Annotated in this window: 36 protein-coding genes; 35 read left to right on the top strand and 1 reads right to left on the bottom strand. The window is 70.6% G+C overall.

Annotated features, from left to right (window positions below):
• The first annotated feature begins 233 nt into the window (after positions 1-233).
• From rpsJ to truA, 32 genes are all read left to right on the top strand, one after another.
• On the top strand, positions 234-542 hold the full coding sequence (rpsJ, locus tag HDA31_RS02240; protein ID WP_007073037.1) for a 30S ribosomal protein S10: 309 nt from the start codon (positions 234-236) through the stop codon (positions 540-542).
• Between the two features lie 11 nt (positions 543-553).
• Entirely contained in the window at positions 554-1,219 is a 666-nt protein-coding gene (gene rplC / locus HDA31_RS02245) for a 50S ribosomal protein L3 (protein ID WP_074472519.1), read from the top strand.
• Positions 1,216-1,866, top strand: a complete 651-nt coding sequence (rplD, locus tag HDA31_RS02250) for a 50S ribosomal protein L4 (protein ID WP_074472520.1) — start codon at positions 1,216-1,218, stop codon at positions 1,864-1,866. Before rplC ends, rplD begins: the two co-directional genes overlap by 4 nt.
• On the top strand, positions 1,863-2,165 hold the full coding sequence (gene rplW / locus HDA31_RS02255; protein WP_007073034.1) for a 50S ribosomal protein L23: 303 nt from the start codon (positions 1,863-1,865) through the stop codon (positions 2,163-2,165). Before rplD ends, rplW begins: the two co-directional genes overlap by 4 nt.
• Positions 2,166-2,177: 12 nt before the next feature.
• On the top strand, positions 2,178-3,017 hold the full coding sequence (gene rplB / locus HDA31_RS02260) for a 50S ribosomal protein L2 (RefSeq protein ID WP_043965513.1): 840 nt from the start codon (positions 2,178-2,180) through the stop codon (positions 3,015-3,017).
• A 12-nt stretch (positions 3,018-3,029) separates the two neighbouring features.
• Complete coding sequence (gene rpsS, locus HDA31_RS02265) at positions 3,030-3,311, top strand: 30S ribosomal protein S19 (protein WP_007073032.1); 282 nt, start codon at positions 3,030-3,032, stop codon at positions 3,309-3,311.
• 39 nt (positions 3,312-3,350) lie between these two features.
• Positions 3,351-3,809, top strand: a complete 459-nt coding sequence (rplV, locus tag HDA31_RS02270) for a 50S ribosomal protein L22 (RefSeq protein ID WP_043965515.1) — start codon at positions 3,351-3,353, stop codon at positions 3,807-3,809.
• Complete coding sequence (rpsC, locus tag HDA31_RS02275) at positions 3,809-4,663, top strand: 30S ribosomal protein S3 (RefSeq protein WP_074472522.1); 855 nt, start codon at positions 3,809-3,811, stop codon at positions 4,661-4,663. Before rplV ends, rpsC begins: the two co-directional genes overlap by 1 nt.
• A 3-nt stretch (positions 4,664-4,666) precedes the next feature.
• Positions 4,667-5,092, top strand: a complete 426-nt coding sequence (rplP, locus tag HDA31_RS02280) for a 50S ribosomal protein L16 (protein ID WP_043965519.1) — start codon at positions 4,667-4,669, stop codon at positions 5,090-5,092.
• Positions 5,092-5,328 carry a 50S ribosomal protein L29 gene (rpmC, locus tag HDA31_RS02285; protein ID WP_007073028.1) on the top strand — a complete coding sequence of 79 codons (237 nt, stop codon included), beginning with the start codon at positions 5,092-5,094 and terminating at the stop codon, positions 5,326-5,328. Before rplP ends, rpmC begins: the two co-directional genes overlap by 1 nt.
• Positions 5,325-5,606 carry a 30S ribosomal protein S17 gene (rpsQ, locus tag HDA31_RS02290; RefSeq protein ID WP_178066442.1) on the top strand — a complete coding sequence of 94 codons (282 nt, stop codon included), beginning with the start codon at positions 5,325-5,327 and terminating at the stop codon, positions 5,604-5,606. The genes rpmC and rpsQ overlap by 4 nt, the downstream gene beginning before the upstream one ends.
• A 97-nt stretch (positions 5,607-5,703) precedes the next feature.
• Positions 5,704-6,072, top strand: a complete 369-nt coding sequence (rplN, locus tag HDA31_RS02295) for a 50S ribosomal protein L14 (protein ID WP_007073026.1) — start codon at positions 5,704-5,706, stop codon at positions 6,070-6,072.
• Entirely contained in the window at positions 6,069-6,389 is a 321-nt protein-coding gene (gene rplX, locus HDA31_RS02300; RefSeq protein WP_007073025.1) for a 50S ribosomal protein L24, read from the top strand. Before rplN ends, rplX begins: the two co-directional genes overlap by 4 nt.
• A complete protein-coding gene (gene rplE / locus HDA31_RS02305) occupies positions 6,389-6,958 on the top strand; it encodes a 50S ribosomal protein L5 (RefSeq protein WP_007073024.1) in 570 nt (189 codons plus the stop codon). The genes rplX and rplE overlap by 1 nt, the downstream gene beginning before the upstream one ends.
• Before the next feature lies 1 nt (position 6,959).
• The gene (locus HDA31_RS02310; protein WP_007073023.1) at positions 6,960-7,145 is read left to right on the top strand and encodes a type Z 30S ribosomal protein S14; all 186 of its coding nucleotides are present in this window, start codon (positions 6,960-6,962) and stop codon (positions 7,143-7,145) included.
• 118 nt (positions 7,146-7,263) lie between these two features.
• Positions 7,264-7,671: a 30S ribosomal protein S8 gene (gene rpsH, locus HDA31_RS02315; RefSeq protein WP_018784557.1), complete on the top strand. Its 408-nt coding sequence runs from the start codon at positions 7,264-7,266 to the stop codon at positions 7,669-7,671.
• Between the two features lie 16 nt (positions 7,672-7,687).
• On the top strand, positions 7,688-8,230 hold the full coding sequence (rplF, locus tag HDA31_RS02320) for a 50S ribosomal protein L6 (RefSeq protein ID WP_043965528.1): 543 nt from the start codon (positions 7,688-7,690) through the stop codon (positions 8,228-8,230).
• Positions 8,227-8,616: a 50S ribosomal protein L18 gene (gene rplR, locus HDA31_RS02325; protein ID WP_043965529.1), complete on the top strand. Its 390-nt coding sequence runs from the start codon at positions 8,227-8,229 to the stop codon at positions 8,614-8,616. Before rplF ends, rplR begins: the two co-directional genes overlap by 4 nt.
• A gap of 33 nt (positions 8,617-8,649) precedes the next feature.
• The gene (gene rpsE / locus HDA31_RS02330) at positions 8,650-9,264 is read left to right on the top strand and encodes a 30S ribosomal protein S5 (RefSeq protein WP_007073019.1); all 615 of its coding nucleotides are present in this window, start codon (positions 8,650-8,652) and stop codon (positions 9,262-9,264) included.
• Positions 9,264-9,446, top strand: coding sequence for a 50S ribosomal protein L30 (rpmD, locus tag HDA31_RS02335; RefSeq protein ID WP_043965530.1), 183 nt, complete (start codon positions 9,264-9,266; stop codon positions 9,444-9,446). The genes rpsE and rpmD overlap by 1 nt, the downstream gene beginning before the upstream one ends.
• On the top strand, positions 9,446-9,889 hold the full coding sequence (gene rplO / locus HDA31_RS02340; protein WP_074472526.1) for a 50S ribosomal protein L15: 444 nt from the start codon (positions 9,446-9,448) through the stop codon (positions 9,887-9,889). Before rpmD ends, rplO begins: the two co-directional genes overlap by 1 nt.
• 235 nt (positions 9,890-10,124) lie before the next feature.
• Positions 10,125-11,453 carry a preprotein translocase subunit SecY gene (gene secY, locus HDA31_RS02345; protein ID WP_074472527.1) on the top strand — a complete coding sequence of 443 codons (1,329 nt, stop codon included), beginning with the start codon at positions 10,125-10,127 and terminating at the stop codon, positions 11,451-11,453.
• A complete protein-coding gene (locus HDA31_RS02350; protein WP_043965534.1) occupies positions 11,454-12,107 on the top strand; it encodes an adenylate kinase in 654 nt (217 codons plus the stop codon). It abuts the gene before it with no gap.
• A gap of 133 nt (positions 12,108-12,240) precedes the next feature.
• Positions 12,241-13,092 carry a type I methionyl aminopeptidase gene (gene map, locus HDA31_RS02355; protein ID WP_178066441.1) on the top strand — a complete coding sequence of 284 codons (852 nt, stop codon included), beginning with the start codon at positions 12,241-12,243 and terminating at the stop codon, positions 13,090-13,092.
• A gap of 286 nt (positions 13,093-13,378) precedes the next feature.
• On the top strand, positions 13,379-13,600 hold the full coding sequence (gene infA / locus HDA31_RS02360; protein WP_007073013.1) for a translation initiation factor IF-1: 222 nt from the start codon (positions 13,379-13,381) through the stop codon (positions 13,598-13,600).
• Positions 13,601-13,696: 96 nt separating this feature from the next.
• A complete protein-coding gene (rpmJ, locus tag HDA31_RS02365; protein ID WP_043965539.1) occupies positions 13,697-13,810 on the top strand; it encodes a 50S ribosomal protein L36 in 114 nt (37 codons plus the stop codon).
• Positions 13,811-14,066: 256 nt separating this feature from the next.
• A complete protein-coding gene (gene rpsM / locus HDA31_RS02370) occupies positions 14,067-14,447 on the top strand; it encodes a 30S ribosomal protein S13 (RefSeq protein ID WP_043965541.1) in 381 nt (126 codons plus the stop codon).
• Between the two features lie 18 nt (positions 14,448-14,465).
• Positions 14,466-14,873: a 30S ribosomal protein S11 gene (gene rpsK, locus HDA31_RS02375; protein ID WP_007073011.1), complete on the top strand. Its 408-nt coding sequence runs from the start codon at positions 14,466-14,468 to the stop codon at positions 14,871-14,873.
• Positions 14,874-14,887: 14 nt separating this feature from the next.
• A complete protein-coding gene (gene rpsD / locus HDA31_RS02380; protein ID WP_043965544.1) occupies positions 14,888-15,514 on the top strand; it encodes a 30S ribosomal protein S4 in 627 nt (208 codons plus the stop codon).
• Between the two features lie 98 nt (positions 15,515-15,612).
• Entirely contained in the window at positions 15,613-16,635 is a 1,023-nt protein-coding gene (locus HDA31_RS02385; RefSeq protein WP_074472529.1) for a DNA-directed RNA polymerase subunit alpha, read from the top strand.
• 34 nt (positions 16,636-16,669) lie between these two features.
• Positions 16,670-17,236 (top strand): 50S ribosomal protein L17, encoded by a 567-nt coding sequence (gene rplQ / locus HDA31_RS02390; protein WP_178066440.1) that lies wholly within the window; start codon positions 16,670-16,672, stop codon positions 17,234-17,236.
• 71 nt (positions 17,237-17,307) lie between these two features.
• Entirely contained in the window at positions 17,308-18,153 is an 846-nt protein-coding gene (truA, locus tag HDA31_RS02395) for a tRNA pseudouridine(38-40) synthase TruA (protein ID WP_074472531.1), read from the top strand.
• A gap of 27 nt (positions 18,154-18,180) precedes the next feature.
• Here the strand turns inward: truA and HDA31_RS02400 are convergent, their stop codons facing one another.
• The gene (locus HDA31_RS02400) at positions 18,181-19,275 is read right to left on the bottom strand and encodes a hypothetical protein (RefSeq protein WP_178066439.1); all 1,095 of its coding nucleotides are present in this window, start codon (positions 19,273-19,275) and stop codon (positions 18,181-18,183) included.
• Between the two features lie 155 nt (positions 19,276-19,430).
• Between HDA31_RS02400 and HDA31_RS02405 the strand changes: the two genes are divergently transcribed.
• The 3 genes from HDA31_RS02405 (at position 19,431) to HDA31_RS02415 (ending at position 22,925) form a co-directional block, all read left to right on the top strand.
• On the top strand, positions 19,431-20,036 hold the full coding sequence (locus HDA31_RS02405; protein WP_178066438.1) for a class I SAM-dependent methyltransferase: 606 nt from the start codon (positions 19,431-19,433) through the stop codon (positions 20,034-20,036).
• Positions 20,037-20,215: 179 nt separating this feature from the next.
• A complete protein-coding gene (locus HDA31_RS02410; protein ID WP_074472533.1) occupies positions 20,216-21,892 on the top strand; it encodes an ABC-F family ATP-binding cassette domain-containing protein in 1,677 nt (558 codons plus the stop codon).
• 88 nt (positions 21,893-21,980) lie between these two features.
• Positions 21,981-22,925 (top strand): aldo/keto reductase, encoded by a 945-nt coding sequence (locus HDA31_RS02415; RefSeq protein WP_074472839.1) that lies wholly within the window; start codon positions 21,981-21,983, stop codon positions 22,923-22,925.
• Positions 22,926-22,931: the final 6 nt, after the last annotated feature.

Raw genomic sequence — 22,931 nt, forward strand, 5'->3', positions numbered from 1 at the left:
GGTGGTTGGCCTGCCACTGGGCGGCCAACCACCCTCGCACGGCGTCCGGGTCGCGGTGAACGCGATCGGCGCCATTGACCCACCGCATGGCCAGCAGAGCTCCGGGGTCCCGGGGCGGAGCCTGGTCCGAGGGCGCGACACGCCCGACCGCGGGGGTCGGCGGAAGTGGGCCTGCACCAGCCGGTGCAGGCGCCCGCAACACAGCGGCATCGAGAGAAGGAACAGAAGCCACCATGGCGGGACAGAAGATCCGCATCCGGCTCAAGGCCTATGACCACGAGGTCGTCGACTCCTCGGCTCGGAAGATCGTCGAGACGGTGACGCGTACCGGGGCGCAGGTCGCTGGCCCGGTGCCGCTGCCCACGGAGATCAACCGTTTCTGCGTTATCCGCTCGCCGCACAAGTACAAGGACTCGCGCGAGCACTTCGAGATGCGTACGCACAAGCGGCTGATCGACATCATCGACCCGACCCCGAAGACGGTCGACTCGCTCATGCGCCTCGACCTGCCGGCTGGCGTCGACATCGAGATCAAGCTGTAGGGACCGGACAAATGGACAGGCAAGTCAAGGGGATCCTGGGCGCCAAGCTCGGCATGACCCAGGTCTGGGACAACAACAAGGTTGTGCCCGTGACCGTGGTTCAGGCCGGCCCGTGCGTCGTCAGCCAGGTTCGTAGCGCCGAGAAGGACGGTTACTCCGCGGTCCAGCTCGCGTACGGCACGATCGACCCGCGCAAGGCCAAGAAGCCGCTCGCCGGGCACTACGCCAAGGCGGACGTGGCGCCGCGCCGGCACATCGTCGAGCTGCGCACCACGGACGCCGCGGACTACTCGCTGGGCCAGGAGGTCACGGTCGAGGAGTTCCCGGTGGGCGTCACCATCGACGTCACCGGCAAGACCAAGGGCAAGGGCTACGCCGGCCCGATGAAGCGGCACGGCTTCCACGGTCTGCGCGCCAGCCACGGTGTCGAGCGCAAGCACCGCTCGCCGGGCTCCATCGGCGCCTGCGCCACCCCGGGTCGCGTCTTCAAGGGCACCCGGATGGCGGGTCGGATGGGTGGCGTGCGCTACACCGTCCAGAACCTGACCGTCCAGGCGGTCGACACCGAGAACAACCTCCTGCTCGTCCGCGGCGCCATCCCCGGCCCGAAGGGCGCGCTGGTCCTGGTCCGCACCGCGGCCAAGGTCAAGGCGAAGAAGGGCGGTGCGGCCAAGTGACCACCGTTGACGTGCTCAACGTCGAAGGCACGAAGAGCGGCACCGTCGAGCTGCCCGCCGACGTCTTCGACGTCCAGGCCAACATCGCGCTGATGCACCAGGTCGTGGTGGCCCAGCTCGCGGCCGCCCGGCAGGGCACGCACAAGACCAAGACCCGCGGCGAGGTCGCCGGTGGCGGCAAGAAGCCGTACAAGCAGAAGGGCACCGGTCGGGCCCGCCAGGGTTCGATCCGCGCGCCGCAGTTCGCCGGCGGTGGCGTGGTCCACGGCCCGGTGCCGCGCGACTACAGCCAGCGGACCCCGAAGAAGATGAAGGCCGCCGCCCTGCGTGGCGCCCTCTCCGACCGGGCCCGCGCCGGCCAGGTGCACGTCGTCGAGGCGTTCGTCTCGGGCGAGAAGCCGTCGACCAAGGCCGCCCTGGCCACGCTGACCAAGCTGACCGAGGCGCGGCGCGTCCTGGTCGTGCTGAGCAGCACCGACGAGCTGAACTGGGTGTCGCTGCGCAACGAGCCGCGGGTGCACCTGATCGAGGCTGGCCAGCTCAACACGTACGACGTGCTGGTGGCCGACGACGTGGTCTTCACCAAGGACGCCCTGGACGAGTTCCTGGGTGTGCCGGCCGAGACCACCGAGGAGGGTGACAAGTGAGCACGATCGCCGATCCGCGTGACGTCATCATCGCGCCGGTCGTCTCGGAGAAGAGCTACAGCGAGCTGAACCGGAACTGGTACACCTTCCTGGTGCACCCGGACGCCAACAAGACCGAGATCAAGATCGCTATCCAGCAGATCTTCAACGTCCGCGTCCTGACGGTCAACACGCTCAACCGCGAGGGCAAGCGCAAGCGCACCAAGACCGGCTTCGGTCAGCGCAAGGCCACCAAGCGGGCGATCGTGAAGCTGGCTGACGGTGACCGTATCGAGGCCTTCGGCGGCCCGGTCAGCTGAGGGGTGTAGACAATGGCTATCCGTAAGTACAAGCCGACGACGCCGGGCCGGCGTGGCTCCAGCGTCGCCGACTTCGCCGAGATCACCCGGTCGACGCCCGAGAAGTCGCTGCTGGTGCCGCTGCCGAAGAAGGGCGGGCGTAACGCCCACGGCCGGATCACCGCGCGGCACCACGGTGGCGGCCACAAGCGCCAGTACCGTCTGATCGACTTCAAGCGGGTCGACAAGGACGGCGTGCCGGCGAAGGTCGCGCACATCGAGTACGACCCGAACCGCACCGCGCGCATCGCGCTGCTGCACTACGCCGACGGCGAGAAGCGGTACATCATCGCGCCGAAGGACCTGAAGCAGGGCGACGCGGTCGAGTCCGGTCCGGGCGCCGACATCAAGCCCGGCAACAACCTGCCGCTGCGCAACATCCCGGTCGGTACGACGATCCACAACGTGGAGCTCCGTCCGGGTGGCGGCGCCAAGCTGGCCCGCTCGGCCGGCGTCGGCATCCAGCTCCTCGGCCGCGAGGGCGCGTACGCGACCCTGCGTATGCCGTCCGGCGAGATCCGGCGCGTCGACGTGCGCTGCCGCGCCAGCGTCGGCGAGATCGGCAACGCCGACCAGTCGAACATCAACTGGGGCAAGGCCGGCCGGATGCGGTGGAAGGGCAAGCGCCCGACCGTCCGTGGTGTCGCCATGAACCCGGTCGACCACCCGCACGGTGGTGGTGAGGGCAAGACCTCCGGTGGTCGCCACCCGGTCAACCCGCAGGGTAAGCCCGAGGGCCGCACCCGTCGTAAGGGCCAGCCGAGCGACCGGCTGATCGTCCGCCGCCGCTACGCCACGCGTAAGCGCGGCTGAGGGAGATAAGACATGCCTCGCAGCCTGAAGAAGGGCCCGTTCGTCGACGACCACCTGCTCAAGAAGGTGGAGACGCAGAACGACAAGGGCTCGAAGAACGTCATCAAGACCTGGTCGCGGCGCTCGACGATCATCCCCGAGATGCTCGGCCACACGATCGCCGTGCACGACGGACGTAAGCACGTCCCGGTGTTCGTCACCGAGGCGATGGTCGGGCACAAGCTCGGCGAGTTCGCGCTGACCCGCACCTTCAAGGGTCACGAGAAGGACGACCGGAAGAGCCGCCGGCGCTGAGCCGCGGGCATACGGATAGAGGAACAAGGGGTTACAGCGATGCCAGGAAAGGGCGACGCTCCGGTGCTTCCGGGCGCGCGGGCGGTTGCGCGGCACGTGCGCATCTCGCCGATGAAGGCGCGCCGGGTGGTCAACCTCGTCCGCGGCCTGCCCGCGAAGGAGGCGCTCACGGTGCTGCAGTTCGCGCCGCAGGCTGCGAGCGAGCAGGTTTACAAGGTGCTCGCTAGCGCGATCGCCAACGCGGAGAACAACGAGCGGCTGGACCCCGACGCGCTGCTCGTCAGCGAGGCGTTCGTCGACGAGGGCCCGACCATGAAGCGGTTCCGGCCGCGGGCGCAGGGCCGGGCGTACCGGATCCGCAAGCGCACCTGCCACATCACCGTGGCGGTCGAGGCGGTCGCGCCGGCCGCGCCGAAGAAGTCCGCGGCGAAGAAGGCCGCCCCGGCGCAGCAGCCTGCGGCCGCTGAGACGGAGAGCAAGACGGAGGGCGCCGAGTAATGGGTCAGAAGGTTCACCCCACTGGGTTCCGGCTCGGCATCTCGACCGACTGGAAGTCCCGCTGGTTCGCGGACAAGCTCTACAAGGACTACATCGGCGAGGACGTCAAGATCCGCCGGATGATGTCCAAGGGTCTGGAGCGGGCCGGCATCTCCAAGGTCGACATCGAGCGCACCCGGGACCGGGTCCGCGTCGACATCCACACCGCCCGGCCGGGCATCGTCATCGGCCGTAAGGGTGCGGAGGCCGACCGGATCCGCGGCGAGCTGGAGAAGCTCACCGGCAAGCAGGTGCAGCTGAACATCATCGAGGTGAAGAACCCCGAGTCGGACGCGCAGCTGGTCGCCCAGGGCGTCGCCGAGCAGCTCTCCAGCCGGGTCAGCTTCCGTCGGGCGATGCGCAAGGCGATGCAGTCGGCGATGAAGAACCCGGTCTGCAAGGGCATCCGGGTGCAGGTCTCGGGCCGCCTCGGCGGCGCCGAGATGAGCCGGACCGAGTTCTACCGCGAGGGCCGGGTTCCGCTGCACACGCTGCGGGCCAACATCGAGTACGGCTTCTTCGAGGCCCGTACCACCTTCGGCCGGATCGGCGTGAAGGTCTGGATCTATAAGGGCGACGCGGTGCCGGGTCGGGAGACCCCGGCCGAGGCTCCGTCGCGCCCGCGCCGTGAGCGCGGCGACCGCCCCGAGCGGCCGCGCCGTGGTCGGTCCGGTTCGTCCGGCACGACCGCCGGTGGCACCGAGGCCGGCCGGGCTGCCGCGACCACGATCGCGCAGCAGGCCGAGACGCCGAGTGGCGAGCCGGTGGACACGTCCGCCGTCGCCGCCGCGGCAGAAACGCAGCAGGAGGGCTGACAGATGCTGATGCCGCGCAAGCCCCCGAAGGGCTTCCGCAAGCCGCACCACCCGGACCGCCACGGCGCGTCCAAGGGTGGCAACCGCGTGGTGTTCGGCGAGTTCGGGATCCAGGCTCTCGAGCCGGCGTACGTGACGAACCGGCAGATCGAGTCGGCGCGTATCGCGATGACCCGCCACATCAAGCGTGGCGGCAAGGTCTGGATCTCGATCTTCCCGGACCAGGCCCTGACCAAGAAGCCGGCCGAGACCCGGATGGGTTCCGGCAAGGGCTCGCCCGAGTGGTGGGTCGCGAACGTCAAGCCGGGGCGGATCCTGTTCGAGATGTCCTTCCCCAACGAGCAGATCGCGCGAGAGGCGATGCGTCGCGCGATCCACAAGCTCCCGATGAAGTGCCGCATTGTTACGCGCGAAGTGGGTGAATCCTGATGGCAGCGGGCGTTAAGGCCTCCGAGCTGCGTGAGCTCTCCGAGGAGGAGCTGGTCACGAAGCTGCGCGAGGCCAAGGCGGAGCTGTTCAACCTCCGCGTGCAGGCCGCAACCGGTCAGCTGGACAACAACCGGCGGTTGCAGGTCATCCGTCGGGAGATCGCCCGGATCTACACGATCATGCGTGAGCGCGAGCTGGGTCTCTCGGCCGCGCCGACTGAGGTGACTGCGTCATGAGTGAGAACACCGCCACCACCGCCGCCGCGCGGGCCCGCCGCAAGGTGCGCGAGGGCCTCGTGGTCAGCGACAAGATGGACAAGACCGTCGTCGTCGAGGTCGAGGACCGGGTCAAGCACGCGCTGTACGGCAAGATCATGCGCCGTACCAGCAAGCTGAAGGTGCACGACGAGCAGAACGCCGCCGGCATCGGCGACCGGGTCCTGATCATGGAGACCCGGCCGCTGTCCGCCACCAAGCGGTGGCGGCTCGTGGAGATCCTGGAAAAGGCCAAGTAGCGAAGGCTCGAGCTCGCCCGGCGTCAGCCGGGCGCAGGTTCCGCCAGGCTCCGGTCGCGGCAGGCGGCCGGAGAACCGGCAGACATAGGAGATAGACGTGATTCAGCAGGAGTCGCGACTGCGCGTCGCCGACAACACGGGTGCCCGGGAGATCCTGTGCATCCGGGTTCTCGGTGGCTCCGGTCGGCGCTACGCGAGCATCGGCGACGTCATCGTGGCCACGGTCAAGGACGCGATCCCGGGTGCCGGTGTGAAGAAGGGCGACGTCGTCAAGGCCGTCGTCGTTCGCACCGCCAAGGAGAAGCGGCGGCCGGACGGCTCGTACATCCGCTTCGACGAGAACGCCGCCGTCATCATCAAGGACGGCGGGGACCCGCGCGGTACCCGCATCTTCGGCCCGGTGGGTCGGGAGCTGCGGGACAAGCGGTTCATGAAGATCATTTCCCTCGCGCCGGAGGTGTTGTGACCGTGAAGGTCAAGAAGGGCGACACGGTCGTCGTCATCGCCGGCAAGGACAAGGGCGCCAAGGGCAAGGTCATCGCGGCCTACCCGCGGCAGGACAAGGTCCTGGTCGAGGGCGTGAACCGGGTCAAGAAGCACACCCGCATCAGCACCACCCAGCGTGGCGCCAAGACCGGCGGCATCGTCACCCAGGAAGCCCCGATCCACGTCTCCAACGTGATGGTCGTGGACTCCGACGGGAACCCGACCCGCGTCGGATACCGCATCGACGACAACGGCCAGAAGGTCCGCATCGCGCGTAGCACCGGTAAGGACCTGTGATGACCACGGCTACCGAAACCAAGACCATGCCGCGCCTCAAGGAGCGGTACCGCAACGAGATCGTGGCCAAGCTGCAGGAGCAGCACAGCTACGGCAACCCCATGCAGGTGCCGCGGCTGGTCAAGATCGTCGTGAACATGGGTGTCGGCGAGGCCGCCCGGGACGCCAAGCTGATCGACGGCGCCGTCCGGGACCTGGCCACCATCACCGGCCAGAAGCCGCAGGTGCGGCGGGCGACCAAGTCCATCGCGCAGTTCAAGCTCCGCGAGGGCATGCCGATCGGCGCGAAGGTCACCCTCCGCGGCGACCGGATGTGGGAGTTCCTGGACCGCCTGCTCTCCATCGCGCTGCCGCGTATCCGCGACTTCCGCGGGCTGGACGGGCGCAAGCTCGACGGGCACGGCAACTACACGTTCGGCCTGACCGAGCAGTCGGTGTTCCACGAGATCGACCAGGACAAGATCGATCGCCAGCGGGGCATGGACATCACGGTGGTCACGACCGCCACGACCGACGACGAGGGCCGGGCGCTGCTCAAGCTCCTGGGCTTCCCGTTCAAGGAGAACTGAGATGGCCAAGAAGGCGCTGATCCTCAAGGCGGCCGCGAAGCCGAAGTTCTCGGTTCGCGCGTACACCCGCTGCCAGCGGTGCGGGCGTCCCAAGGCGGTCTACCGCAAGTTCGGTCTCTGCCGGGTCTGCATCCGGGAGATGGCCCACCGCGGTGAGCTGCCGGGCGTGTCCAAGGCTTCCTGGTAAGGGCGACCGCGCCCCGGCTGCCGGCCGGGGCCCCCTTGCACCGATCATGTATTGCTCTTCGCCGTAGGCCCGGGGCTGACCGCCCCGGGAACCCCGGCGAGAAAGGCTGACGAAATCCATGACGATGACCGACCCGATCGCAGACATGCTCACGCGTCTGCGTAACGCCAACCAGGCGTACCACGACCGGGTGACGATGCCCTACTCCAAGATCAAGGCGAACATCGCCGAGGTCCTGAAGTCCGAGGGCTACATCGCCACCTGGTCGGTCGAGGAGCCCGAGGAGGGCGCCGTCGGCAAGCGACTGGTCGTCGAGCTGAAGTACGGCCAGAACCGCGAGCGGAGCCTGGCCGGCATCAAGCGCGTGTCCAAGCCCGGTCTCCGGGTGTACGCCAAGTCGGACGGGCTCCCGCGGGTGCTCGGCGGGCTGGGCGTGGCGATCATTTCGACGTCCCAGGGGCTGCTCACCGACCGGCAGGCCCGCAAGCGGAGCGTTGGCGGGGAAGTCCTCGCCTTCGTCTGGTAACGGGAGACAGGTAGAAATGTCGCGTATTGGACGTAAGTCGATCCCGGTGCCTGCCGGCGTCGACATCACGATCGACGGCCAGGCCGTCAAGGTCAAGGGCCCGAAGGGCGAGCTCACGCACGTGCTCGCCGAGCCGATCACCGCGGAGCGGGCCGAGGACGGCCAGCTCCAGGTCAACCGGCCGAACGACGAGCGCAAGGCCAAGGAACTGCACGGCCTGAGCCGGACCCTGATCGCCAACATGATCGTCGGCGTGACCGAGGGCCACCGCAAGAGTCTGGAGATCGCCGGCACCGGTTACCGGGTCACGGCCAAGGGCAAGGACCTGGAGTTCGCGCTCGGGTTCTCGCACCCGGTGCTGGTCCCCGCGCCGGACGGCATCACCTTCACGGTGGAGAAGCCGACCGTGTTCCACGTGGCCGGCATCGACAAGCAGCTCGTCGGCGAGGTCGCCGCCAACATCCGGAAGATCCGCCCGCCGGAGCCCTACAAGGGCAAGGGCGTGAAGTACCAGGGCGAGGTCATTCGCCGTAAGGCCGGAAAGGCAGGTAAGAAGTGAGCGCCACGCTGCTCAAGCGTCGCCGCGGCGTCGCCGCCAAGCGCGCCGTCGGCCGTGCGCGTCGACACTTCCGGGTCCGCAAGAACGTCAGCGGCACCCCCGAGCGTCCCCGCCTGGTCGTCACCCGGTCGCTGCGGCACATCGTCGCGCAGGTCGTCGACGACACCAAGGGTCACACCCTGGCGTCGGCCTCGACCCTCGACGCGTCGGTGCGCGGCACCGAGGGCGACAAGAGCGCCCTGGCCGGCAAGGTCGGCGCCCTGCTCGCCGAGCGGGCCAAGGCCGCCGGCGTCTCGAAGGTCGTCTTCGACCGCGGTGGCAACCGGTACGCGGGGCGGGTCGCCGCGCTTGCCGACGCCGCCCGCGAAGCCGGGCTCGAGTTCTAGAAACCCCGTCACGAGAGATAAGGAAGGCTGCTGATGCCAGGTCAACAGCGCCGTGGCGGCGGGTCCGGTGGCAACGAGGGTGGTCGCCGCGACAACCGCCGTGAGGGCGGCCGCGGAAACGCGCCCGTCGAGAAGACCCCGCACCTCGAGCGGGTCGTCGCGATCAACCGCGTCGCCAAGGTCGTGAAGGGTGGTCGTCGCTTCAGCTTCACCGCCCTGGTGATCGTCGGCGACGGCGACGGCACCGTCGGTGTGGGCTACGGAAAGGCCAAGGAGGTGCCCGCGGCGATCGCCAAGGGTGTCGAGGAGGCCAAGAAGCACTTCTTCAAGGTGCCGCGGATCGCTTCCTCGATCCCGCACCCGGTGACGGGTGAGGCCGCCGCCGGTGTGGTGCTGCTCAAGCCGGCCTCCGCCGGTACGGGCGTCATCGCCGGTGGCCCGGTGCGTGCCGTGCTGGAGTGCGCGGGCATCCACGACGTGCTCTCCAAGAGCCTCGGCTCGTCCAACCCGATCAACATCGTGCACGCCACGGTGGCGGCGCTGAAGGGGCTGGAGTCCCCGGAGGCCGTCGCGGCCCGTCGTGGCCTGCCGGTCGAGGACGTCGCGCCGGCCGCGATGCTCGCGTCGCGGGCGGGGGTGGCGTCCTGATGGCTCGCCTGAAGGTCACCCAGCTCCGGTCCGAGATCGGTGCCAAGCGCAACCAGCGTGAGTCGCTGCGTTCGCTCGGCCTGAAGCGGATCAACGACGTGGTGGTCAAGGAGGACCGTCCCGAGATCCGGGGCATGATCTTCGCGGTCAACCACCTCGTGAAGGTCGAGGAGGTCGAGTAATGACGATCAAGGTCCACCACCTGCGCCCGGCGCCCGGTGCCAAGACCGCGAAGACCCGCGTGGGTCGCGGTGAGGGCTCCAAGGGCAAGACCGCCGGTCGCGGTACCAAGGGTTCCAAGGCCCGCAAGAACATCTCGGCGGCGTTCGAGGGTGGGCAGATGCCCATCCACATGCGCCTGCCGAAGATGAAGGGCTTCAAGAACAAGTTCAAGGTGGTCTTCCAGGTGGTCAACCTGGACAGGCTCGCCGAGCTGTTCCCGAACGGCGGCCAGGTCGGCCCGCAGGAGCTGGTCGAGGCCGGCGCGGTCCGCAAGGGCCACCCGGTCAAGGTGCTCGGCACCGGCGACCTCAACGGCGTGTCCCTCCAGGTGTCGGCGCAGGCGTTCAGCGCGTCGGCCAAGGAGAAGATCACCGCCGCCGGTGGCTCGGTCACCGAGCTGTAAGGCTGTGTCCGTGGCGCCCGCTCAGTTCTTCGTGACTGGGCGGGCGCCTCGGTCTACCCCGGGCGTCACCACCGGGTAATATCGGATTCGATTTATGTAGCCGGGCACACCTGCCCGGACCGGGACGGGGCTGTTAGGCTCCCATCCCAGCTATGGATATCGGGCGCTCGCCCGGCACCCACCCCGATCCGCCAGGGACCACCACCGGCGGCCCGCCTCGCGCAGGAGGAAGAAGTTGCTGTCCGCCTTTCTCAGTGCGTTCCGTACGCCTGACCTGCGCAAGAAGCTGCTGTTTACGGTAGGCATCATCGCGGTCTACCGGCTCGGCGCCACCCTGCCCAGCCCTGGTGTCTCGTACGGCAACGTCCAGAAGTGCCTCGACACCATCGGCAGCGCGAACACCGGGGTGCTGAACCTGCTGGACCTCTTCTCCGGCGGGGCGCTGCTGCAGCTCTCGGTCTTCGCGCTGGGCATCATGCCCTACATCACAGCGTCGATCATCCTGCAACTGCTCACCGTGGTCATCCCGCGGCTGGAGCAGCTCCGCAAGGAGGGGCAGGCCGGCCAGGCGAAGATCACCCAGTACACCCGCTACCTGACGCTGGGCCTGGGCATCCTCCAGTCGTCGGCGTTCGTGGCGCTGGCCCGGTCCGGGCAGCTCTTCAACAACCAGTGCGACCAGTTCCCGATCGTGCCCGAGGGCACCGGCATCCCGGACTGGCTGACGCTGACGATCCTGGTCATGACGATGACCGCCGGCACCGGCGTGGTGATGTGGCTCGGCGAGCTGATCACCGACCGGGGCGTCGGCAACGGCATGTCCGTGCTGATCTTCACCTCGATCGCGGCCCGCCTCCCCAGCGAGGGCTGGCGGATCAAGACCCAGCAGGGCTGGTGGAAGTTCTTCCTGGTGCTGGCGCTGGTCCTGGTGGTCATCACCGCGGTCACCTTCATCGAGCAGGCGCAGCGCCGGATCCCGGTGCAGTACGCCAAGCGGATGATCGGCCGGCGGATGTACGGCGGCACCTCGACCTACATCCCGCTGAAGGTCAACCAGGCGGGCGTCATCCCGGTCATCTTCGGCTCCTCGCTGCTCTACCTGCCGCAGCTGGCGCTCCAGTTCTTCGACCAGACGAACCCGGGCAAGACCCAGGCCTGGATCCAGAACAACGTGGTCGACCCGTCGAGCCCGCTGCACATCGCTATCTACTTCCTGCTGATCATCTTCTTCACGTACTTCTACGTGTCGATCACGTTCAACCCGACCGAGGTCGCGGACAACATGAAGAAGTACGGCGGCTTCGTGCCGGGCATCCGCCCCGGCAAGCCGACCGCCGACTACCTCGACTTCATCCTCAGCCGGATCACCCTGCCGGGCGCTCTCTACCTGGGCATCGTCTCGATCCTGCCGAACTTCTTCTTCATCTGGCTGAACAGCGAGCAGTTCCAGAACTTCCCGTTCGGCGGCACCGCTGTGCTCATCATGGTCGGCGTCGGTCTGGAGACCGTGAAGCAGATCGAGAGCCAACTCATGCAGCGGAACTACGAAGGGTTCCTGCGGTAGATGCGACTCGTTCTGGTTGGCCCGCCGGGCGCGGGCAAGGGCACACAGGCGGAGTTCATCGCCGCTCACCTCTCGGTGCCGAAGATCTCGACCGGTGACATCTTCCGGGCGAACGTCTCGCAGGGCACGCCGCTGGGTGTCGAGGCGAAGCGCTACATGGACGCGGGCAAGCTGGTCCCGGACGAGGTGACCATCAACATGGTCCGGGACCGGCTCGCCGAGCCGGACGCCTCGGAGGGCTTCCTGCTCGACGGCTTCCCGCGCACCACGCCGCAGGCCGCCGCGCTGGACAAGCTCCTCGCCGACCTGGGCACCGCGCTGGACCTGGTGCTGGAGCTGGTCGTCGACGACGACGAGGTGATCCGGCGGCTGTCGGGCCGGCGCACCTGCCGGGGCTGCGGCAAGATCTGGCACGTCGAGTTCGACGCGACGACCCGGGACGGCATCTGCGACCGCTGCGGCGCCGAGCTGTTCCAGCGCGACGACGACAAGCCCGAGACGATCGCCGCCCGGCTGCGCGAGTACGCCGACAAGACCGCGCCGCTGGTCGACTACTACGGCGCCCAGGGCAAGCTGGTGGGCATCGACGCCACCGGCCCGGTGGAGGACGTCACCGTCCGCGCCATCGACGCCCTGCGCTCGTACGGCGGCTGACGAACGGCCGCGCTGCGGCTGACGGAAGGTCGTCCGGCGACTGGCGGACGCCGGGGTCCCGGCGGATAGAGTGCGAACAGCGGGGTACGTGCGACGTGCCCCGCTGCTCCGCGCGACGAAAGGTAACGGCCCCATGCGTCGTCCCCAGCTGGACATCCAGCTGAAGACCCCCGACCAGATCGAGAAGATGCGCGCCGCCGGCCTCGTGGTGGCCGAGGCGCTGCGTCGGATGCGGGAGGCGGTGGCCCCCGGGGTCAGCACCGCCGACCTGGACGCGATCGCCGAGTCGACCATCCGGGAGGCGGGGGCCGTCCCGTCGTTCAAGGGCTACCACGGCTTCCCGGCCTCGATCTGCTCGTCGGTCAACGAGCAGGTGGTGCATGCGATCCCGTCGCCGGCCCAGGTGCTCCGCGAGGGTGACCTGATCTCGATCGACTGCGGCGCGGTGCTGGATGGCTGGCACGGCGACGCGGCGATCACGGTCGGCGTGGGGGAGGGCGACCCGGCGCTGCTGAAGATGGCCGCGGTGGCCGAGGACGCGATGTGGGCCGGGATCGCCGCGGCGGCGCGCGGGGCGGCCAGCGGCCGGGGCCGGCTCACCGACATCTCGCACGCGGTGGAGAACGCGGTCCGCCGGGGCGGCCGGTACGGCATCGTCGACGGGTACGGCGGGCACGGCATCGGCACCGAGATGCACCAGGACCCGCACGTGCTCAACCACGGCCGGCCCGGCAAGGGCCCCCGGCTGGTGCCGGGCCTGGCGCTGGCCATCGAGCCGATGATCACGATGGGCTCGCCCCGGACGGTGGAGCTGGCCGACGGCTGGACCGTGGTCACCCGGGACGGGTCGATGGCGGTGCACGTCGAGCACTCGATGGCGCTGCTCCCGGACGGGGTCTGGGTGCTGACCGCGTTCGACGGCGGCCGGGCGCGCCTGGGCGACCTCGTGACCGCCCGCCAGCCCGCCGACTCGCCGGCGATCTGACCGTCGGGGGCCGGGGAGATCGGCCGTTCGGGGTGACCCCGGTCACTCCCGGCTCGGGTCGGGGCGGAAATACTCCGGCCGGGTGACCTGGCGGGTGGCCGGTTTGGCGGCGGCGTGCAGGCGGGCGTACACTTTCTGATCGGCGCACAGCGTCCACTCCGGCATGCCCACCCTGCGCTTCGGTGGGGCCGGAGCCGCGGCTGGCGCGGGCACCCGATCACCGTCGGGGGCCCGTGTAAGACGTTGTGGGCCGTCCGGAGTAACCGACGTCAGGACAGCGGAGGACATGCCGAAAAAAGACGGAGCCATCGAGATCGAGGGTCGGGTCATCGAGCCCCTGCCGAACGCCATGTTCCGGGTGGAGCTCGCGAACGGTCACAAGGTGCTGGCTCACATCAGTGGCAAGATGCGGCAGCACTACATCCGCATCCTGCCGGAGGACCGCGTCGTCGTCGAACTCTCGCCGTACGACCTGACCCGCGGGCGCATCGTCTACCGCTACAAGTAAGCGACCTGACGACGGCCGGGTAGTCCCCGTGTCCGTCCTCGACGTCCGGCGTCGCGCGTCGTCGCGCCTCCGGGCCAGATGGGAAGTAAGGCAACCGTGAAGGTCAAGCCGAGCGTCAAGAGGATCTGCAACAAGTGCCGGGTCATCCGCCGGCACGGCCGGGTCATGGTCATCTGCAGCGACCCGCGCCACAAGCAGCGCCAGGGCTGATCCAGCCCGACCGACCGTGAGTCCACGGCCGGTCGGTCCGGTCCCGGCGTCGCAGATCCAGCCAACACATCATCAGCTCGTCCCAGCCGCGAGCGGTGCGCATCGCGTACCCCTGCGTGGTTGACCCCCGGTCGGAGGCCGGGGCCCGCTCGGGCAGCGGTCGTTCCTCCCGGCGCCACGGCGCCGGTCGGACGACCGGAGCGGGGTGGGGCGGGTGCAGACCTCCGCCAGGAAACCACAAGGAGTACGCCCGCACATGGCTCGTCTAGTCGGCGTGGACCTCCCCCGCGAGAAGCGGATGGAGATCGCGCTCACCTACATCTTCGGGGTCGGCCGCACCCGTGCCCTGGAGACGCTCGCCGCGACCGGTATCTCGCCGGACAAGCGCGCTCGGGACCTCACGGACGAGGAGCTGGTCCAGCTCCGCGACCACATCGAGGGCAACTACAAGGTTGAAGGCGACCTGCGCCGCGAGGTCGCCGCTGACATCCGCCGCAAGGTCGAGATCGGCTGCTACGCCGGTATCCGCCACCGCCGTGGTCTCCCGGTGCGTGGCCAGCGGACGCGGACCAACGCCCGCACCCGCAAGGGCCCGAAGCGGACCGTCGCCGGCAAGAAGAAGCCCGGCAAGAAGTAATTAGGAGCGCACAGACTTATGCCACCGAAGGCTCGTGCCGGAGCCGCCGTCAAGAAGGTCCGGCGCAAGGAACGCAAGAACGTCGCCCACGGGCAGGCGCACATCAAGAGCACCTTCAACAACACCATCGTGTCCATCACGGACCCGACCGGTGCGGTCATCTCCTGGGCCTCGGCCGGCCAGGTGGGCTTCAAGGGCTCCCGCAAGTCGACCCCGTTCGCCGCGCAGCTGGCCGCCGAGGCCGCCGCGCGCCGGGCGATGGAGCACGGCATGCGCAAGGTCGACGTGTTCGTCAAGGGCCCCGGCTCCGGCCGGGAGACCGCCATCCGTTCGCTGCAGGCCGTCGGGCTGGAGGTCGGTCAGATTTCCGACGTGACCCCGCAGCCGCACAACGGGTGCCGTCCGCCGAAGCGTCGCCGGGTCTGAGAGGTTAGAGAGAGATGGCTCGTTACACCGGTGCTGACTGCCGCCGTTGCCGGCGGGAGAAGATGAAGCTGTTCCTCAAGGGCAGCAAGTGCGATGGCCCGAAGTGCCCGTTCGAGTCCCGGCCGTTCCCGCCCGGGCAGCACGGCCGCGGCCGCACGAAGGAGACGGAGTACCTGCTCCAGCTCCGTGAGAAGCAGAAGGCCCGCCGCGTCTACGGCGTGCTGGAGAAGCAGTTCCGCGGTTACTACGAGGAGGCCGTGGCCAAGCAGGCCAAGACCGGTGAGGTCCTCCTGCAGATCCTCGAGTCGCGGCTGGACAACGTGGTCTACCGGGCCGGCTACGCCAAGTCCCGGGACATGGCCCGCCAGCTGGTCAAGCACGGTCACTTCACGGTGAACGGCAAGAAGGTCGACATCCCGTCGTACCGCGTCAAGGAGCACGACATCATCGAGGTCCGGGGCAAGAGCAAGGAGCTCACCCCGTTCATCGTGGCGCAGGCCGAGGCCGGCTCCAAGACGGTTCCGGCGTGGCTGGAGGCCATCCCGAGCCAGATGAAGGTGCTCGTGCACTCGCTCCCGGCCCGCCAGGTGATCGACACCCAGGTCCAGGAGCAGCTGATCGTCGAGCTCTACTCCAAGTAGTCGGGCTCGTTGCGGTGGTCCGCCCTGCGGGGCGGACCACCGGAACGGTTTGTGTCGCGGACGTCAAATAGCGGGCGTCCCGGAAGAGAAGAGAAGACATGCTCATCAGCCAGCGACCGTCTCTGTCCGAAGAGTCGATCAACGAGACCCGCTCCCGGTTCACCATCGAGCCGCTGGAGCCGGGCTTCGGCTACACCCTGGGCAACTCGCTGCGGCGCACGCTGCTGTCGTCGATCCCGGGTGCGGCGGTCACCTCCATCAAGATCGACGGCGTGCTGCACGAGTTCACCACGATCCCCGGCGTCAAGGAGGACGTGGTCGAGCTCGTCATGAACATCAAGGAGCTGTGCGTCAGCTCCGAGCACGACGAGCCGGTCAGCATGTACCTGCGCAAGCAGGGCCCGGGCGACGTGACGGCGGGCGACATCCAGCCCCCGGCCGGCGTCTCGGTGCACAACCCGGACCTGAAGCTCGCCACCCTCAACGGCAAGGGCCGGCTCGACATGGAGCTGACCGTCGAGCGGGGTCGCGGCTACGTGACGGCGGCGCAGAACAAGCAGGCCGGCGCCGAGATCGGCCGGATCCCGGTCGACTCGATCTACTCGCCGGTGCTGAAGGTGACGTACCGCGTCGAGGCGACCCGGGTCGAGCAGCGGACCGACTTCGACCGGCTGATCATCGACGTCGAGACCAAGCCGTCGATGGGCCCGCGCACCGCGCTGGCCTCCGCCGGTTCGACGCTGGTGGAGCTCTTCGGGCTGGCCCGGGAGCTGGACGAGACCGCCGAGGGCATCGACATCGGGCCGTCCCCGCAGGACGCGCAGCTCGCGGCGGACCTGGCCCTGCCGATCGAGGAGCTGGACCTGACCGTCCGCTCCTACAACTGCCTCAAGCGCGAGGGCATCAACTCCGTTGGTGAGCTCATCGGGCGCACCGAGGCCGACCTCCTCGACATTCGCAACTTCGGCCAGAAGTCGATCGACGAGGTCAAGATGAAGCTCGCCGGGATGGGTCTGGGGCTGAAGGACTCGGCTCCGAACTTCGACCCGGCGCACGTCGTGGACACCTTCGGCGAGGCCGACTACGACACCGACGACTACCGCGAGACCGAGCAGCTCTAGTCCGCGCTGCCGCCACACCTGAGGAGCACCAAGCATGCCCACGCCCACCAAGGGCCCCCGCCTCGGCGGCAGCCCCGCGCACGAGCGGCTGATGCTGGCCAACCTGGCCACCGCGCTGTTCCAGCACGGCAAGATCAAGACCACCGAGACGAAGGCCCGGCGGCTGCGTCCGCTGGCCGAGCAGCTCATCACCAAGGCCAAGCGGGGCGACCTCGCCTCCCGTCGGCGGGTGCTGGGCGTCGTCAAGGACAAGGACGTGGTCTACTCCCTGTTCGACCAGATCGCGCCCCGGTACGCCAACCGCCCGGGTGGCTACACCCGGATCGTGAAGACCGGTCCGCGCAAGGGCGACAACGCTCCGATGGCGATCATCGAGCTGGTCGAGGAGCTCCAGGTCGCCGAGCCGAAGGCGAACAAGAAGACCGCCGCCCGCAAGGCCGCGCAGCAGGACAAGGTCGAGGCGCTCGCCCCGGCCGAGGAGACCCCGGCGTCGGCCCAGGCCGACCAGGACTCCGAGGCGCCGGTGTCGGCGTCCGGTGACACCGCCGCCGCCCGCGAGGACAGCGACGAGGCCGCCGAGGGCACCGAGAACAAGGCCTGAGCAAACGGCAGCACCGTCGGGCCCGGCATCCCTTCCTGGGGTGCCGGGCCCGACCCATGAGGAGGTACGAGGTGGACGAGCGGGTCCGGCTGCGGCTGGCGGTCGCGTACGACGGGACCGGTTTCTCCGGCTGGGCGGCCCAGCCGACCCGGCGGACGGTGGCCGGCGTGCTCGCCGAGACCCTGGACCTGGTCCTCGGCGCGGGCGTGGCGACGGGGCTGACCGTGGCCGGCCGGACCGACGCCGGGGTGCACGCCACCGGTCAGGTCTGCCACCTCGACCTGCCGGCCGCCGTGTGGCGCGAGCACGAGGGGCGGCTGCTGCGCCGGCTGGCCCGGCTGCTCCCCACCGACGTGCGGGTGCGGGCGATGACGCCGGTGCCGGCGGACTTCGACGCCCGGTTCTCGGCGACCTACCGGCGCTACGAGTACCGGGTGACCGACGCGCCGTTCGGGGCCGAGCCGCTGCGCCGGCACGAGGTGCTGGCCTGGCCGAGGCCGCTCGACCTCGACCTGCTCAACGCCGCCGCGGCGGGGCTGGTGGGGGAGCACGACTTCGCCGCGTACTGCCGGCGCAAGGAGCACGCCACCACCCTGCGCGAGGTGACCCGGCTGGACTGGCGGCGCGACCCCGACGGGCTGCTGGTCGCCACCGTCCAGGCCGACGCGTTCTGTCAGGCGATGGTGCGCAGCCTGGTCGGGGCGATGCTGGTGGCGGGGGACGGGCGGCGTCCGGTGCAGTGGCCGGGCAGCCTGCTGACCCGGCGGGAGCGGTCCAGCGAGGTGACGGTGGCCCCGGCGCACGGGCTCACGCTGGTCGCCGTCGGCTATCCCGACGACCCGGCCGAGTACGCCCGCCGCGCCGAGGCGACCCGCCGGCTCCGCGTCCCCACGGGCGGGCTCGCCGTCGAGGGCTGAGAGCCCCCGGCCGTTCCCGCCGTCGTTTCAGTCGTTCTCGCTGTCGTTCTCGTCGCTGTCGTTGTCGCGCTCGCTGGGGGTGGCCGTCGGCTGCTCGGCGCTGCCGCCGGTGGCCCGGCGCTCCAGCACCCCCTTGGTGAGGTGCGTCTCGATCAGGTCGAAGAGGATCTCGCGTACCGCCGGGTCGGCGGCCTTCACCGGCGCGCCGTCGGCGCGGACCACGAGGCAGTACGCGAGGTAGTGGCCGCGTACCTGCCAGCCGACCCGGGCCGGGGCCTCGGTCAGCGCCTCGGTGTCGTCCCCGGCCGGCAGGCCACGGAAGCGGCCCTCCCGATCGTCGAGCAGTTGCCGCAGCCGGTCCCGGACGCGCTGTGCGGTGGCCTTGTCGGTGAGGTTGAACAGCCCGGCGGTGAGCAGGTGCTCCCCGTCGGGGGAGCGCAGGCTCGCCCGGACCACCTGGTTGCAGCCGAGCGTGGCGAGCAGGTCCGCCACCTCGCCGCTGGCGGCGAGCGCGCAGCTTCCGCTGGACTGGGTCTTGAGCACCTCGTACGGCTCCGCGCCGTCGTCGACCGTGACCTGCCGGCCGGGGAAGACCTCCTTGACCGTCAGGGGAGCGGAGTCGGTGTCCCGGGAGTCGATGTCCTGCCGTTCGGTCGCGGACGGCGACGGGGCGGCGGCGGCCGGCGGGCTCGGCGCGACCTGGGGGTCGGTGGCCCGGTCGGCCAGCAGCGCGGCACCGCCGAGCCCGCAGAGGGCGAACAGCGCCAGGACCGCCGCCCCGCCGAACACCACCTGCCAGAGCCGGGCGCCGTGGCGGCCGCTGTCCCGGGCGCGCCGGGACCGGGGCAGGTGCAGCGGTTGCGTGGTGGCGTACCCGCCGGCCGGCGGGGCGGGTCGGTGCGCGGCCGGTGGCGGCGGGTAGGCCGCCGCCGGGGGCGAGGGCGGGGGCGGGGCGGCCGCGGGCAGCGCGATCCGGCTGGTCCGGGGCAGCGACGGCGTCGGGAAGCGGGACGGCGCGGGCCCGGTACGGGCGGGCGGGCGGTTCCAGGCCACCGACAGGTCCGACCCCGACCCGGGGTGCCCCTCGAAAGCGTCCTCATCGGACTCGTACCGATACACCATGCGACCCAGACTAGGGGCTATTGTCCCTTTAGGGGGTAATACCCGGAAACTGTGGCAGGTCCGCCGGCCGCCGCCGGTGGGCACGCCGGCCGCGCCCCGCGCGCCGCCCGAGACCCCGCCCGGCGGACGGCGACACCAGTGCGAGAATGCCGGGCGTGACCGGCGACCACTACTTCACCGCTGAACCCGGAACCGCCGCCCGCCCCCGGGAGGTCGAGTTCACCGTCGCCGGGCGCGACTACACGCTGACCTCGGCCGGCGGGGTCTTCTCCGCCGCCCGCCTCGACCCCGGCACCGCTGTGCTGCTGCGCAAGGCCGACCTGCCGGCCCCCGACGCCGCCGGCGACCTGCTGGACCTGGGCTGCGGCTTCGGCCCGATCACCTGCGTGCTGGCCGGCAGCGCCCCGGCGGCCACCGTCTGGGCCGTCGACGTCAACGAACGGGCCCGGGCGCTCGCCGCCGCCAACGCCGAGCGGGTCGGCGCGGCCGACCGGGTCCGGGTCGCCGCCCCCGACGACGTGCCGGCCGACGTGACGTTCGCCCAGCTCTGGTCCAACCCGCCGATCCGCATCGGCAAGGAGGGCCTGCACGAGCTGCTGCTGCGCTGGCTGCCCCGGCTCGCCCCCGACGGCGTGGCCTGGCTGGTGGTCGCCCGCCACCTCGGCGGCGACTCGCTGCACCGCTGGCTGACCGAGCAGGGCTGGCAGGTGGGCCGGCACGCCAGCCAGAAGGGCTACCGGGTGCTGCGGGTCACCCGCTGACCGCGGCGGCCCCCGGCCGGGCGGCGGTCGCCCCGGCAACCGGCTGGCGCGGCCTGCCGGCAGTCGACCGTCGCCGCCGGCCGGCGACCGGTCGTCGCGGGCCGCCCGGTAATCGGCTGTCGCCGGGCCGCCCGGTAATCGGCTGTCGCCAGGCCGGCCCGCTCAGGCAGGATGCCCGGGTGGGATACGTGGACGTGGCAGCCGTCGGGCACATCCTCCCCGACGGCCGGGAGCTCTTCACCGACGTGTCGTTCCGGGTCGGTGAGGGGGCCAAGGTCGCCCTGGTCGGGCCGAACGGCGCGGGCAAGACGACGCTGCTGCGGATGGTCGCCGGCGACCTGCCCGTGCGCAGCGGCGGGATCGCCCGCTCCGGTGGGCTCGGCGTGATGCGCCAGTTCATCGGCATGATCGGCGACGACTCCACCCTCGCCGACCTGGCCCTGTCGCTCGCCCCGCCGGCGCTGCGCGACGCCGGCCGCCGGCTCACCGAGACCGAGGCGGCCATGCGGGCGGCCGAGCTGCGCGGCACGCTCGGCGACGCCGCCGCCAAGGCCCAGCTCGCGTACGCGGACGCGCTCGCCGCCTGGGGCGAGGCCGGCGGGTACGACGCCGAGGTCGTCTTCGACACCGTCGCGACGATCGTCCTCGACGCGCCCTGGGAGGTGGCCCGGGAGCGCCCGGTGCGTACCCTCTCCGGCGGCCAGCAGAAGCGCTTCGCCCTCGAACTGCTGCTGCGCGGCCCCGACGAGGTGCTGCTGCTCGACGAGCCGGACAACTTCCTCGACGTGCCCGGCAAGCGGTGGCTGGAGGACCGGCTGCGCGAGTCGGCCAAGTCGGTGCTCTACGTCTCGCACGACCGGGAACTGCTGGCCCGCACCGCCGACCGGGTGGTCGCCGTCGAGGGCGGCAGCGCCTGGGTGCACCCGGGCGGCTTCGCGAGCTGGCACGAGGCGAGGACGGCCCGGCACGCCCGCCTCGACGAGTTGCGCCGCCGCTGGGACGAGGAACACCAGAAGCTGCGCGAGCTGATGCTGATGTACAAGCAGAAGGCCGCGTACAACGACGGGCTGGCGTCGCGGTACCAGGCCGCGCAGACCCGGCTGCGCAAGTTCGAGGAGGCCGGGCCGCCGCCCGTACCGCCGAAGGACCAGGACATCCGGATGCGCCTGACCGGCGGGCGGACCGGCAAGCGCGCGGTGGTCGCCGAGCAGCTCGAGCTGGACGGCCTGACCTACCCGTTCGACCTGGAGATCTGGTTCGGCGACCGGGTCGCGGTGCTCGGGGCCAACGGCACCGGCAAGTCGCACTTCCTGCGGCTGCTGGCCCGGGGCGGCACCGACCCGGACCCGGCCAACGGCCCGGTCGACGGGGCCGGCGCGCTGGCCGCGGTGGCGCACGACGGGGTGGTGCGGCTCGGCGCGCGGGTCCGCCCCGGCCACTTCTCGCAGACCCACGACCGGCCCGAGCTGATGCAGAAGACCCTGGTCGAGATCCTGTGGCGCGGCGACGACCACCGGGCCGGGATGGACCGGCACGCGGCGATGGCCGCGCTGAGCCGGTACGAGCTGGCCGGGCAGGGCGACCAGCGGTTCGGCACCCTCTCCGGCGGCCAGCAGGCCCGCTTCCTGGTGCTGCTGCTGGAGCTGTCCGGGGCGACGCTGCTGCTGCTCGACGAGCCGACCGACAACCTGGACCTGGCCAGCGCGGAGGCGCTGGAGGCCGGTCTCGCGGCGTTCGCGGGCACGGTGATCGCGGTGACCCACGACCGCTGGTTCACCCGCTCCTTCGACCGCTTCCTGCTGTTCGGCAGGGACGGCGAGGTCACTGAGACCCCGGACCCGGTCTGGGACGTGTGAGCGGTGCAAGGAAGGGCCCCCTGTTAACGCATAACGGTGTAGAAGGGGCCCTTCCTTGCACCTGGCATAGGGTTGGCGCGTGACTGAGATGACGTACCGCCGGCTGGGCGACTCCGGGCTCGTGGTGTCCGTGGTGGGTATCGGCTGCAACAACTTCGGCCGCAAGCTCGACCTCGACGGCACCCGGGCGGTGGTCGACGCGGCGCTCGACGCCGGCATCACCCTGTTCGACACCGCCGACATCTACGGCGAGCCGCAGGGCGCCTCCGAGGAGCTGCTCGGCCAGGCGCTCAAGGGCCGCCGCGACGAGGTGGTGCTGGCCACCAAGTTCGGCATGGACATGCAGGGGGCCAACGGGGCCGACTTCGGCGCCCGGGGCTCGCGGCGCTACATCGCCCGCGCGGTCGAGGCGTCGCTGCGCCGGCTGGGCACCGACCACATCGACCTGTACCAGATGCACGCGCCCGACCCGGGCACCCCGATCGACGAGACCCTCGCCGCCCTCGACGACCTGGTGCGCGCCGGCAAGGTGCGCTACCTGGGCAACTCCAACTTCGCCGGGTGGCAGATCGCGGACGCCGACTGGGTGGCCTCGTCCAACGGGCACACCCGGTTCGTCAGCGCGCAGAACCACTACTCGCTGCTGGAGCGGGGCGTCGAGGCCGAGGTCGTTCCCGCGTGCGAGCGCTTCGGCCTGGGCCTGCTGCCGTTCTTCCCGCTGGCGAACGGCCTGCTCACCGGCAAGTACCGGCGCGGGGAGGCCGCCCCGGCCGGCAGCCGGCTCTCCGGCGGCGGCCGGTACGCCGAGCGTCTCGCCGCCGCCCGCTGGGACACCATCGAGGCGATCGGGGCGTACGCCGCCGAGCGGGGGCTCACCATGCTCCAGGTGGCCATCGGCGGGCTGGCGGCCCGGCCCGCGGTGACCTCGGTCATCGCCGGGGCCACCACCCCCGAGCAGGTGCGCGCCAACGCCGGTGCCGGCGCGTGGCAGCCCGGCGACGACGACCTGGCCGCGCTCGACGCCGTCCTCTGAGCCGGG

Origin of the sequence: Micromonospora carbonacea, from assembly GCF_014205165.1 — a bacterium.
GTDB lineage: Bacteria > Actinomycetota > Actinomycetes > Mycobacteriales > Micromonosporaceae > Micromonospora > Micromonospora carbonacea.

What these genes read in the sequence shown, in the direction of transcription:
- rplC (WP_074472519.1), top strand. Translation starts at nt 554, where the DNA reads ATGGACAGGCAAGTCAAGGGGATCCTGGGCGCCAAGCTCGGCATGACC.
- HDA31_RS02350 (WP_043965534.1), top strand. Translation starts at nt 11,454, where the DNA reads ATGCGACTCGTTCTGGTTGGCCCGCCGGGCGCGGGCAAGGGCACACAG.
- rplF (WP_043965528.1), top strand. Translation starts at nt 7,688, where the DNA reads ATGTCGCGTATTGGACGTAAGTCGATCCCGGTGCCTGCCGGCGTCGAC.
- HDA31_RS02400 (WP_178066439.1), bottom strand. Translation starts at nt 19,275, where the DNA reads ATGGTGTATCGGTACGAGTCCGATGAGGACGCTTTCGAGGGGCACCCC.
- rpmD (WP_043965530.1), top strand. Translation starts at nt 9,264, where the DNA reads ATGGCTCGCCTGAAGGTCACCCAGCTCCGGTCCGAGATCGGTGCCAAG.
- rpsJ (WP_007073037.1), top strand. Translation starts at nt 234, where the DNA reads ATGGCGGGACAGAAGATCCGCATCCGGCTCAAGGCCTATGACCACGAG.
- rpsC (WP_074472522.1), top strand. Translation starts at nt 3,809, where the DNA reads ATGGGTCAGAAGGTTCACCCCACTGGGTTCCGGCTCGGCATCTCGACC.
- rpmC (WP_007073028.1), top strand. Translation starts at nt 5,092, where the DNA reads ATGGCAGCGGGCGTTAAGGCCTCCGAGCTGCGTGAGCTCTCCGAGGAG.
- rplQ (WP_178066440.1), top strand. Translation starts at nt 16,670, where the DNA reads ATGCCCACGCCCACCAAGGGCCCCCGCCTCGGCGGCAGCCCCGCGCAC.
- rplO (WP_074472526.1), top strand. Translation starts at nt 9,446, where the DNA reads ATGACGATCAAGGTCCACCACCTGCGCCCGGCGCCCGGTGCCAAGACC.
- map (WP_178066441.1), top strand. Translation starts at nt 12,241, where the DNA reads ATGCGTCGTCCCCAGCTGGACATCCAGCTGAAGACCCCCGACCAGATC.
- rpsS (WP_007073032.1), top strand. Translation starts at nt 3,030, where the DNA reads ATGCCTCGCAGCCTGAAGAAGGGCCCGTTCGTCGACGACCACCTGCTC.
- rpsK (WP_007073011.1), top strand. Translation starts at nt 14,466, where the DNA reads ATGCCACCGAAGGCTCGTGCCGGAGCCGCCGTCAAGAAGGTCCGGCGC.
- infA (WP_007073013.1), top strand. Translation starts at nt 13,379, where the DNA reads ATGCCGAAAAAAGACGGAGCCATCGAGATCGAGGGTCGGGTCATCGAG.
- rplV (WP_043965515.1), top strand. Translation starts at nt 3,351, where the DNA reads ATGCCAGGAAAGGGCGACGCTCCGGTGCTTCCGGGCGCGCGGGCGGTT.
- rplP (WP_043965519.1), top strand. Translation starts at nt 4,667, where the DNA reads ATGCTGATGCCGCGCAAGCCCCCGAAGGGCTTCCGCAAGCCGCACCAC.
- rpsE (WP_007073019.1), top strand. Translation starts at nt 8,650, where the DNA reads ATGCCAGGTCAACAGCGCCGTGGCGGCGGGTCCGGTGGCAACGAGGGT.
- rpsQ (WP_178066442.1), top strand. Translation starts at nt 5,325, where the DNA reads ATGAGTGAGAACACCGCCACCACCGCCGCCGCGCGGGCCCGCCGCAAG.
- rpsD (WP_043965544.1), top strand. Translation starts at nt 14,888, where the DNA reads ATGGCTCGTTACACCGGTGCTGACTGCCGCCGTTGCCGGCGGGAGAAG.
- HDA31_RS02310 (WP_007073023.1), top strand. Translation starts at nt 6,960, where the DNA reads ATGGCCAAGAAGGCGCTGATCCTCAAGGCGGCCGCGAAGCCGAAGTTC.
- rpsH (WP_018784557.1), top strand. Translation starts at nt 7,264, where the DNA reads ATGACGATGACCGACCCGATCGCAGACATGCTCACGCGTCTGCGTAAC.
- rplB (WP_043965513.1), top strand. Translation starts at nt 2,178, where the DNA reads ATGGCTATCCGTAAGTACAAGCCGACGACGCCGGGCCGGCGTGGCTCC.
- rplE (WP_007073024.1), top strand. Translation starts at nt 6,389, where the DNA reads ATGACCACGGCTACCGAAACCAAGACCATGCCGCGCCTCAAGGAGCGG.
- HDA31_RS02415 (WP_074472839.1), top strand. Translation starts at nt 21,981, where the DNA reads ATGACGTACCGCCGGCTGGGCGACTCCGGGCTCGTGGTGTCCGTGGTG.
- rpsM (WP_043965541.1), top strand. Translation starts at nt 14,067, where the DNA reads ATGGCTCGTCTAGTCGGCGTGGACCTCCCCCGCGAGAAGCGGATGGAG.
- HDA31_RS02385 (WP_074472529.1), top strand. Translation starts at nt 15,613, where the DNA reads ATGCTCATCAGCCAGCGACCGTCTCTGTCCGAAGAGTCGATCAACGAG.